This window comes from Nocardia panacis, assembly GCF_003598715.1.
Lineage (GTDB): Bacteria > Actinomycetota > Actinomycetes > Mycobacteriales > Mycobacteriaceae > Nocardia > Nocardia panacis.
Genome location: NZ_QZFU01000041.1, coordinates 367,764 through 377,910, shown reverse-complemented (window position 1 = coordinate 377,910; position 10,147 = coordinate 367,764). Strand labels below are relative to the sequence as shown.

Below are 10,147 nucleotides of genomic sequence, written 5' to 3'. Positions count from 1 at the left end.
TCGGGACAGCGGATATGATCGGCGCGGATACGGGTAGCGCGAGATCGGTTCGGCTGACCTGGTTTACATACCGCGAGGAGTCAACCGATGATGCCCGAGTTCCATCGGACTCGTATCGGCACCTTGCGAACCCGCCGCGGTCGGTCGTCTCGATCCTCGACTCCGACCGAGTTGGAGTCGACGTGAGCAAGCCACTGGTCGCCATTGCCACATCCGGCATGAAGCAGCTGCGACAAAGCATTCATAAAATGGCCGATGCGATTGCGAACGATGTGTTGCGGGGCGGCAGTGCCTACATTTCCGGTGCAACAAAACTGATGGTCGATGCCGATCGGAACTCGATAGGCCGGATCGTCAGCGAATTGCCGAAAGGCCGTCACATACCGGTTCCATCCACGCGCGTTATGGCACCGCCGATGTTCTCGAAGCTCATGTTCGATGAATATGGCATGCCGGAAACCAAGCGACGCTATCCGATGAAAACATACATCAGGATGTGGGAACGTCAACGTGGCCGCAAGATGAGACCTGTGGAGCGTGAGATTCTGAAACAGGGATGTATCGGGATGACCAAAATCGAGTTGGGTATCCTGAGCAAGATCCATGTACCCGCCCCGACACTGGCTTTCTCCGATCCGACCTCCCATGAAATAATTCAACGAGCTCAAAAACTCCTGGCCGAGGGAGAGGCGGCCAACGGAGCAGTCAGAGCAGCGAAATATCATTTCAACCGCGTCAAGAAGCGAGTGGAAACAGAAGGGTGGAACTGGACCGAAAAGAACAAGCAGGGCGTCGAAATGACCGCCGCTGATTCAGTCAAATACCGTGAAGACGCCCTTCGGGATGCGCGAGACAAGGCACGAGAGATCTGGTCCAGAGCATCAAAAGAAGAACTCAAGGAGATGTTGGACTCGCGACATTCCGCCAGGATTGCCGGCGATATTCGTACATTCGATCGCGTCCAGGATCTGGCGAGCCGATTTCGTGCGATCATCGATACCAAGCCCGCCACCGCTGGCGAGTTTCTGCGATTGGCAAATTTGGATCCAGAACTATCGAAATTGAAGGGAATTGCGCAACAGCTCCCGGAAGGAAACCCGGCGGACTGGAAGGTGAAGATATTTTCCAAGCATTTCTGGTCGGGTCAACGAACTTCATTGGGACCGGATGGCATGCCGATGTTCGAGGACGGATTCCCAGTCGCCGAAGCAACATCGACCTCGAATCAATGGAGATTCGCCCCTGACCCTCATACCGGCCAGGTTGATATGACGGGGGATTTATTCAGAGGAAGACTTGGATACTTGAACTACGACTACGGATATTACGATGAACACACAAGGTCGTGGTGGAGCGCCAATCACGGTGATTTTCCAGGTGATCCAATGATAGTATTCCAGAGCACACCGGAGGAATTTTTCAGCAGCTTTCCATTCTTCGATAGCTCACCAATCTGCCTGACCTTTAGGAACGAGCCGGCTGTCGCGGCAGAAGGCTATATCCTGGATGTTATCTAATGGAGAATGGATGGATCTGTCGGAATATGTAGACAAAGAATCGATAATCTTCGGCGTCGCGGAGAACACTGTTTTCGGAGCGATATTGCGTTGCGGTATGGCAACGCGCATTCATGTCGCGGGCATTTCCGAATGGAACGACGAGGATGTAGGTGCGGCATTCGAGGTCACCGGAATCGTCGTCGAGGTGCAGTGCGATACAGCTCCGAATACCGACAACGACAGCTCGATGCCCGGCCCTGGCAAGCGCTATGTCATAGAGAATCCTGTCCTGCAGCGGATCTAGTCCGCCGGTGGTCACCGCCTCGGCGGAGCGGCTCGGGCCGGTTCGGAGGAATCCGCAGGAACGGCGGCAGGTCGAAGCAGGAGCGCAACACGGCGCCATCGACGTATTTCGTGGCCAGGTCGACGCGGTGCGCCGGATCCCGATGCTTCTTCGAACCGAGAGTGAAGCTCCAGAACGCACCAGGGTAGGTGGGAATGGTGGCACCGTAAACCCTGGTGATGGGGAATATTTGTTCGAAGTGCCGCACGATTCGACACATATCCTCGCGATGAAAAAGTGGGGATTGACTCTGGCGGACGACCAGGCCGTCCACCCGCAGTGCGTCGTAGATATCGCGGTAGAAGGCGTGTTCGAACAGCCGAGCGGACGGGCCAGCCGGGTCGGAGGAGTCCACCATGACAACGTCGTATCGGTTCTTCTTCGATTTCACGAACTCGACCCCGTCGGCATGGATGAAATTCACCCTGGTATCGGACAGGTTGCCCGATACCGCCGACAGGTGCTCCCGGCACGCCGAGACGACCAGCTCATCTATCTCGATCACGTCGATCTCTCGGACCTCGTCGTACTTCGCGACCTCGCGGGCGGCCCCACAGTTCCCGCCGCCCACGACAAGCACACGTTCGGGGGCAGGATGGATCGCCAGCGGGACGTGGGCAAGCATCTCGTTGTAGATGTGGCCGTCCATCGAGGTGGTTTGCACGACACCGTCCAAAACCAGCATTCGGCCGAAATCATACGAATCCAGGATCATGACGTGCTGGAAGTCGGAGGATTCGGCGAAGAGCACCTCCTTGATCCGATAGCTGACCTTCATATTGTCGCGCTCGTCCTCGACGAGCCAGAGATCATCATCAATCGACTGCAACGACTGCGGGCGTTCGTTCACGATGAGTTCCACACTCCTTCGATGATTCGCCACGGATCGAACGTATCGCGCCTACGAGAGCACGCCACCTCGGATCGACTACTCGCCCCGGTCCGAGGAGGTCCGCAGGAACGGCGGCAGGTCGAAGCAGGAGCGCAGCATGGCGGCATCGACATACTTCGCGCTCCGATCGACTTCGCGCACCGGATCCCGGTATTTCTTCGAACCGAGAGTGAAACTCCAGAATCCACCGGGAAAGGTAGGAATCGTAGCGCCGAACAACCGCGTCACCGGAAATAGAGTCTCGAAATGCCGCACGGTTCGACACATCACGTCGCGATTGAACAGTGGAGACAAACTGTGCCGAACAACCAGGCCGTCGTCCCGCAATGCGTCGCGGACATCGCGATAGAAATCGTATTCGAACAGCCGAATGGATGGCCCTTCCGGATCGGATGAGTCGACGACGATCACGTCGTACCAGTTCTTCTTCGACTTCACGAATTCGACACCATCGGCAAAGACGAATTCGACCCTGGGATCGGACAGATTGCCCGACACCTCGGGCAGATGCTCCCGACACACCTTGACAACCATCTCATCGATCTCGACCATGTCTATCGCTTTGACCTGGTCATACTTCACCATCTCACGGGCGACACCGCAGTCTCCGCCGCCCACGATGAGGATGCGCTCCGGATTCGGATGGATCGACAGGGGGACATGAGCAGACATCTCACTGTATATGTGCCCGTCCACGGAAGTAATTTGCACGACACCGTCCAGCACCAGCATTCGGCCGAAATCATAGGAATCCAGGATCATGATGTGCTGAAAATCGGAGGATTCGGCGAAGATTACTTCCTTTATTCGATAGCTGATCTTCATATTATCCCGGTCGTCTTCGACGAGCCAGAGATCATCATTTATCCGTTGCAGCGAATTCGGACGTTCGTTCACGATGAGTTCCACACTCCTTCGGTGACTTGCCACGAATAGATGGGAATACCGAAGGATCATTCCACACGGGATACCGGATCGGCCGTGCCCGGTCGGCGTGTTCGCCAGATTCTGGCGAGTGGTCCTCACAAGGATCAGGCGATCGGGCGCGAATCGCGGCGGGAGGCGTGCCTGCTCGTCCCGCCGCGGTCCGCGATATCAACTCATGAGGAGCGCTACGGGTGGCGACATCGCCACGGGCGCACCGGGATTCAGTGCGGTGGTGGAACTCCGGCACGGGACCCGACTTCGGCGAGGACAATCCGAGCTCGCCGCAGAGATCGCGAGGTCTCGCGCCCCGACATCTGGTCCGGCGCTGCCGGATTCGGCGCGATACGGCTCACGAGGCCGCCCCGGTGAAGGTGCGGCCGTCGGGTAGTCGGCCGGGTACGAGGGCCGATCGCAGGGCGATCACCACGGCCTCGGTGCGGTCGTTGGCATTGAGCTGCCGGTAGATCATGTGCAGGTGCGCCTTGACCGTCTGTTCGGTGATGTGCAGGGTGCGGCCGATCCTGCGATTGGTCATGCCCTGGACCAGGAGTTCGAGCACCTGCTGTTGGCGGCGGGTCAACCGGATGGTGCGCTGGGTGACCTCGCCGGGTGCGCTCGGCGGCTCGGGCCGGGGGATGCGAGGCGGGGCCTCCACCGGTTGTCGCTCGTAGGCCGCCAACTTGCTGCGCGCCTCCCTGGCCAGGTCGCCGACCACCTGGAAATGTGCGAGCACATCATCGATCGAACGCAGGACGGAGGCCAGTTCCCCCGATTTGTGCGGCGTCAGCGACATGGTCATCCCTTTGCTAGTTCCGGTAAGTCTTGTGCGGCAGGGGTTTTCACCAGAGCGCCGCCTTTCCACACATGGGTGATCGCCTCGGGCCTGGCGAGCACGCCGATATCGTCGAGCGGGTTGGCCGACAGCGCGAGCACATCGGCGTCGTATCCGGCGGCCAACCGTCCGGACCGAGGCGCCTGCGGGCCGAGGGTGAGCGGCGCGGTGGCGGTGCCCGCCTCGATCGCCGCCAGCGGATCCAGTCCCGCGGCGACCAGGTGGGCGAACTCCGCGCCGTGGCGGCCCCAGGCGAGCGGTGAATCCGACGCGCAGACACCGAGATCCGTGCCCGCGGCGATGCGCACCCCGGCCTCGTGCGCGGTGACCAGCGCGGCGCGATGCCGGTCGGCCACCTCCTCCAGTTTGCGCACCGCGGCGGGCGGCAACATATCCTTGCGCGCCAGGAAGCCTTCGTACACGGTGCGTGTCGGCACCAGGATCGCCCCGCTCTCGCGCATGGCGGCGGCGATGTCGGCATCGATCTCGGTGCCGTGCTCGATGGTTCGGCAGCCCGCTTCCAGCGCCGCCAGAATCCCGGCGCGCCCGTGGCAGTGCGCCGCGACAACGCGTTCGGCGCGCGCCGCCTCCTCGACGATCGCCCGCAACTCATCGGTGCTGAACTGCTGATGCCCGGGATGATCGACCTCGCTGATGACACCGCCGGAGGTGCACACCTTGATCACCCGCGCCCCGAGCCGCAATTGCAGCCGCACCGCCCGCAGGCATTCGTCCACGCCGTCGGCGATCTGCAACATGCCCTGGGTGCGGCGCGGATCGGCCACCCAGGCGTACGGCAGCGAATGCGCGTCGGAGTGTCCGCCCGTCGGTCCGATGAGTCGGCCCGCCGCGTAGATCGACGGTCCCGGCAGTGTGCCCTCATCGATGGCGCGCGCCAAATAGATGCCGTAGCCGCCCAATTCGCGCACGCTGGTGAATCCGGCCCGCAACGCCACCTCCGCGTCGCGCACCGATCGCGCGATGGCCACCTCCGCGCCGGTGAGCACCAGACGCTCGGTGCTCACCCCGTCGCGCAGGCCCGCGAAATGCGTGTGGCAGTCCCACATTCCGGGCATGACGACGGGCACCCGCACGGATTCCTCGGCCTCGTCGGCGACCGGCGCCGCCGCCTGCGCACCGGCGTAGTGGATGCGGTCCCCGTCGAGTACCACCACACCGTCGGGGACCGGTTGCCCGTGTCCCGGTATCAGCAACTTCGCATGGATTCGAAACATGTCTGGCCTTGTCTGTCGAAGGTCCGATCCCGCACTCGCGGGAATCGGACCGGTTTCCCACCGACCGACCGGACCGTTTCGATCCGGCCGCGACACGACGGCAAATACTCGCAGCGGCCGCCGCGCCCGGCTCGCACGGACTGCCGGCGGAATTCCGGCGATCATATCGATGCGGACCACGAGGCGATGGGAAAATGGATGGCGGATGACAATCACGGGAATTATGAGCGCATGAATTTCCCAGAGTCCCGAGTACCTCCGATCATCCGTTCCGAAGGGCCGCTGCGGCGCATCGCGCCGGATCCGATGCGACTCGCCTGAAGTAGGCTGGCACTTGAACTCAAGTTCAAGTCAACTGCGCGTTCCGGTCTACCACAATTTTTTCCCTGCGGCCCGTAAACAATTCACCTTCCCCAAAGCACAACAAATCGGCGCACCACGAATCCGTTACGCGGGCGCACGCGATGACGCGCACCGAAACGCAGGTCGACCGGTGCTGATGCGATACGTTGGGCCGGTGCGCGTCGAATGCCGACAATGCGATCATTCGACGTGCCACGCACCGCAGGACACCGGGAACCGAAGGCCGGAAACCCTACTTCGCTAAACCCCCATTTACCATTTCGACAATCCTTCCGGCAACTCGCTGCGAATCGGTGCCGCGCTTGCGACGAGTACGGGAAGTCGCCACACAAAACGACCGGAAGGTCAGAATTCGTGTGGAATTGCGCTCATCATCGAGCAAACATCGGCCTGCGACTCGACACAGCGCGAACCATCATGATTCATTATTAATTCCGAATGAAAATTATCATACCAGCACCCCACTCGGTGCACAGCCGATCCACAAACCCAAGAGTTAGCCAACATTTCGCCACACTCACCCATCCCCCGCCCCACAGCCCGCTATGTGGTTTGCCTAGCCTAACTGTGATCCAGGTAACTTTCTCGACACCCGTAGTGGCGCATTGGAGACACGCGATCGATCGCGAGGTGGGTCTAAATCGCCCGCGCGTAGTGGATGGCGGCGCGGACTTCGGCAAGGTCGACCGGGATGGGGAGTTCCTGGAACTCGAGCAGCAGGTCTTCGACGGTCGGGGTGCGGGCCACCGTGAGCAGTTCGTGGCGCAGGTACGCGGTGATGGGTTGGGCGGCGGCGGTGGCACGCAGGTATAGGCGAGTGAGGGCCTCGGTGGGAAGGCGGTAGACGCGGGCCAATACCGTTGCGTCGCTGTCGGGTTCGGGATCAGGGAAGGCGGGGCGATGCGCGAGCAGAAACTCCACCACGGAATCGATGGGCGCTCGGCGACTCGCCGCGCCGAGGAGTTCGCGACGGAGCTGTTCGGTGACGGAGACTCCGGCGGCACGGGCGCGGCGGCGGAAGAAGGCCGCGGCGGAGGGCGGGAAACTGTCCACGTCGAGGAGCGCCATGCCGACCACAGTAGGCAAGGCCGCACGCACGCGGCAAGGATCAGAAGAGGAGGGTGGTCTCGCCCGCGCGGACGCCACCGAAGAAGCGGCGGCCGATATCGGTGCCGTCGCGGTTGTATTCGTCGAGGATGTCGGACAATTCGGCGGCGAGCGCGGACAGGGCGGGACTCGGACCCGAAGCGGTCCAACCCCATTCGGGTGGGATGCCGTCGATGGTGATGTCGATGCGGCCCTCGTAGGGCGTGTCGACGGAGTAGACGAGGGATGCGGGCGCGGCGCGCAGCGGGCTGTAGGGCGCGAGTTCGGTCGGGGCGGCGGCCGGTGAAAAGCGTTGGGCGAAAGCGATATCCTCGCGAATCAGCTCGGCTATGCGGGCCAAACCGGCATGCCGTCCGCCGCGTCCGTGCCGCCCACCGTAGCTGCGGTCCCCCACCGGCCCATCGACCTTCAGCCGAGCGAGCATTCGCTGAGCCGTATCTCGCTCCGCCGCACCGGTATTCGGATGATCGATCAACGCACGCAGATGGGCGACCCGCGAACCTGTCCTCACGGCCGAACCTCCTGCGTCTGCGGAAACCTCCGATGCAGCCGCTCAATATACCGATCCACCGTACGCAAATCGACAGTCAACGCGTGCACCTCCGCCGCCCGCCCATTGCGCTGCGCCACATCCAACGCCCGGTTGAGCGAAACGAGTTGCGCCGCCAGCGCGTCGAGCAACACGCGAGCCTGCGCGAGATCCGGATCCTCCGACATCGCCCGTTCATACCACGGCCGGATCACATTCACCTACGGAATCCGATGGCGCCCGCCGCGGTCACGCCCCGCTACCTCCTCCGGGCACGTCGTTCACAGCCGGAATTCAATGGCGCTGCTCACGGCGCCCTCCGTGGTCACGCTCCGCTACCTCCTCCGGGCACGTCGTTCACAGCGCGATTCGATGGCGCCGCTCACGGCGCGTGTTCGGACCGCGCTGTTTTCGGGCGGATCCGGAGCAGTCGGTAGGCTCGCAGCGTGCGTTCTCTGGAAATGATTCGCCAATGGCCCGTACGGCATGCGGTGGCCGCGGTCGTCACCTCCGATGGGGCGGTGGCGGCGGAGGGCGATCTCGATCGGGTGTTCCCGCTCGCCTCGGTGACCAAGCCGCTGGTGGCCTATGCAGCGCTGGTGGCGTTGGAGGAGGGGGCGATCGAATTGGATGAGCCCGCCGGTCCGCCGGGGGCGACGGTGCGGCATCTGTTGGCGCATACCTCCGGCCTGGCTTTCGCAGGCGCCGAGGTATTGGCGGCCCCCGGCGCCAAGCGCATCTATTCCAGTAGTGGATTCGAGGTGCTGGCGGCGCATCTGACGGAGCGGACCGGGATCGCGTTCGAGGAGTATCTGCGCGAGGCGGTATTCGCCCCGCTGGGGATGACGGCGTCGGTGCTGGCGGGTTCGGCCGGGCACGGCGGGCGTTCGACCGCGCGCGATCTGCTGGCCTTCGCCGCCGAATTACTCGAACCGCGGGTGATTTCCGCGGCGACGCACGCCGAGGCGATCACGGTGCAATTCCCGGACCGCTACGGTGTGCTGCCCGGCTACGGAGTGCAGCGCCCGAACGACTGGGGTTTGGGCTTCGAGATTCGCGACGGCAAGTCCCCGCACTGGACGGGCGCGACGAATTCGCCACGCACGTATGGGCATTTCGGCCAGTCGGGCACTTTTCTGTGGGTGGATCCCGAGTCGGCGCTGGCGTGTCTCGCGCTCACCGACGAGAATTTCGGCGATTGGTCACGGGCGGCGTGGCCCCCTTTCAGCGATGCGGTCATCGCCGAAATGTCACGCGCAGGCAACACGGCCGCGAAGTAACATGTGTAACTTGGTGCACTCCAGTACACTCGGGCACCAGCCAGCCAGAGTAGACGGGTCGTTGGGGAAGACGGTCCACGTCGAAGCTGGAGGTGTTGGTGGTGCGCGCATCGAGTCAGTTCGCGGACGCGTCGGCGGGTGTGGTCTACATCCACTCGTCGCCCGCCGCGCTGTGCCCGCACGTCGAATGGGCGCTCGCCTCCGCCCTCGGCGCTCCCGCCAAAATGCGCTGGACGGCCCAACCCGCCGATGGACATCTGCGCGCCACCAGTGACTGGATCGGCCCGGTCGGTACGGCTTCACGTATCGCCCAGGCGCTGCGGTCCTGGCCCGTGCTGCGCTTCGAGGTGACGGAGGATCCCACCGACGGCGTGGATGGCGAACGCTACAGTTTCGTGCCGGGTCTGGGCCTGTGGCACGGAACCACCAGCGCCAATGGCGATGTGATGCTGGGCGAGTTGCGTCTGCGCGCCATGGTGCAGGCCGCGCGCGAACTGGGCCGCTACAGCGCCTACGATCTGGCCGCCGAGATAGATCGCGCCCTGGGCGCCCCATGGGACGAGGATCTCGAGATCTACCGCTACGGCATCGATTCCGGCGCCGAGGTGACCTGGCTGCGTCGCGACGTCGGCTGATCCCGCCCCGCTCGGGAAGTCCCACCGCAATCGGGATGGGTACGATACCGTTTCATGCGGATGGGCGAGGGTGTCGAGTGGGGCATCCACTGCTGTATGACCATCGGCCAGTTGGAGCGCATCGGTGAATCCCCCGTGTCGACAGCGCGACTGGCCGAGCGATTCGGCCTGCCGCAGCAATATCTGAAGAAGCGTTTGCAGGCCCTGGTCCGGGCTGGCATTCTCGCCTCGGTTCCGGGTGCGGCGGGCGGATTCGACCTGGCCCGCCGTCCGGAGCAGATCACCCTGATGGATGTGGTCGCCGCCGTCGAGGGGGTCGAGTACGCCTTCCGCTGCGCCGAGATTCGTCAGCACGGAGTCGACGCGACCAAGGGCCGCTTCGCCCGGCCGTGCGGTGTCTCGGTCGCCATGCGCCGCGCCGAACTCGCCTGGCGGCGCGAGCTGGCGCGACAGACCATCGCCGATCTGATGGCCGCCGCGCCGCCCGAGCCGAAGCGGAGCTGAG

12 protein-coding genes are annotated in these 10,147 nt (G+C 63.1%); 5 read left to right on the top strand and 7 right to left on the bottom strand.

Annotation, left to right across the window (positions count from 1 at the left end; translation table 11 throughout):
- The first annotated feature begins 182 nt into the window (after positions 1 to 182).
- Positions 183 to 1,517 (top strand): hypothetical protein, encoded by a 1,335-nt coding sequence (locus tag D5S18_RS34625; RefSeq protein WP_147404289.1) that lies wholly within the window; start codon positions 183 to 185, stop codon positions 1,515 to 1,517.
- A 10-nt stretch (positions 1,518 to 1,527) separates the two neighbouring features.
- Positions 1,528 to 1,803 carry a hypothetical protein gene (locus tag D5S18_RS29845; protein ID WP_147404287.1) on the top strand — a complete coding sequence of 92 codons (276 nt, stop codon included), beginning with the start codon at positions 1,528 to 1,530 and terminating at the stop codon, positions 1,801 to 1,803.
- Here the strand turns inward: D5S18_RS29845 and speE (D5S18_RS29840) are convergent.
- The 7 genes from speE (D5S18_RS29840) to D5S18_RS29810 form a co-directional block, all read right to left on the bottom strand.
- Complete coding sequence (gene speE, locus D5S18_RS29840; RefSeq protein WP_203236975.1) at positions 1,772 to 2,692, bottom strand: polyamine aminopropyltransferase; 921 nt, start codon at positions 2,690 to 2,692, stop codon at positions 1,772 to 1,774. The two genes, D5S18_RS29845 and speE (D5S18_RS29840), sit on opposite strands and share 32 nt — an antisense overlap.
- Positions 2,693 to 2,770: 78 nt before the next feature.
- Entirely contained in the window at positions 2,771 to 3,643 is an 873-nt protein-coding gene (speE, locus tag D5S18_RS29835) for a polyamine aminopropyltransferase (protein WP_203236974.1), read from the bottom strand.
- Positions 3,644 to 4,010: 367 nt separating this feature from the next.
- Positions 4,011 to 4,454 (bottom strand): LuxR C-terminal-related transcriptional regulator, encoded by a 444-nt coding sequence (locus D5S18_RS29830; protein WP_203236973.1) that lies wholly within the window; start codon positions 4,452 to 4,454, stop codon positions 4,011 to 4,013.
- Between the two features lie 2 nt (positions 4,455 to 4,456).
- A complete protein-coding gene (locus D5S18_RS29825) occupies positions 4,457 to 5,728 on the bottom strand; it encodes a metal-dependent hydrolase family protein (RefSeq protein WP_120044422.1) in 1,272 nt (423 codons plus the stop codon).
- A 999-nt stretch (positions 5,729 to 6,727) separates the two neighbouring features.
- Positions 6,728 to 7,159, bottom strand: a complete 432-nt coding sequence (locus tag D5S18_RS29820; protein ID WP_120044421.1) for a hypothetical protein — start codon at positions 7,157 to 7,159, stop codon at positions 6,728 to 6,730.
- A 40-nt stretch (positions 7,160 to 7,199) separates the two neighbouring features.
- The gene (locus D5S18_RS29815) at positions 7,200 to 7,709 is read right to left on the bottom strand and encodes a hypothetical protein (RefSeq protein ID WP_120044420.1); all 510 of its coding nucleotides are present in this window, start codon (positions 7,707 to 7,709) and stop codon (positions 7,200 to 7,202) included.
- Complete coding sequence (locus tag D5S18_RS29810; protein WP_147404285.1) at positions 7,706 to 7,915, bottom strand: hypothetical protein; 210 nt, start codon at positions 7,913 to 7,915, stop codon at positions 7,706 to 7,708. The genes D5S18_RS29815 and D5S18_RS29810 overlap by 4 nt, the downstream gene beginning before the upstream one ends.
- Before the next feature lie 258 nt (positions 7,916 to 8,173).
- Here D5S18_RS29810 and D5S18_RS29805 point away from each other — a divergent pair, with 258 nt between their 5' ends.
- From D5S18_RS29805 to D5S18_RS29795, 3 genes are all read left to right on the top strand, one after another.
- A complete protein-coding gene (locus tag D5S18_RS29805; RefSeq protein WP_120044418.1) occupies positions 8,174 to 9,007 on the top strand; it encodes a serine hydrolase domain-containing protein in 834 nt (277 codons plus the stop codon).
- A gap of 101 nt (positions 9,008 to 9,108) precedes the next feature.
- On the top strand, positions 9,109 to 9,642 hold the full coding sequence (locus tag D5S18_RS29800; protein ID WP_120044539.1) for a DUF3145 domain-containing protein: 534 nt from the start codon (positions 9,109 to 9,111) through the stop codon (positions 9,640 to 9,642).
- A 54-nt stretch (positions 9,643 to 9,696) separates the two neighbouring features.
- Complete coding sequence (locus D5S18_RS29795; RefSeq protein ID WP_120044417.1) at positions 9,697 to 10,146, top strand: RrF2 family transcriptional regulator; 450 nt, start codon at positions 9,697 to 9,699, stop codon at positions 10,144 to 10,146.
- Position 10,147 lies beyond the last annotated feature (1 nt).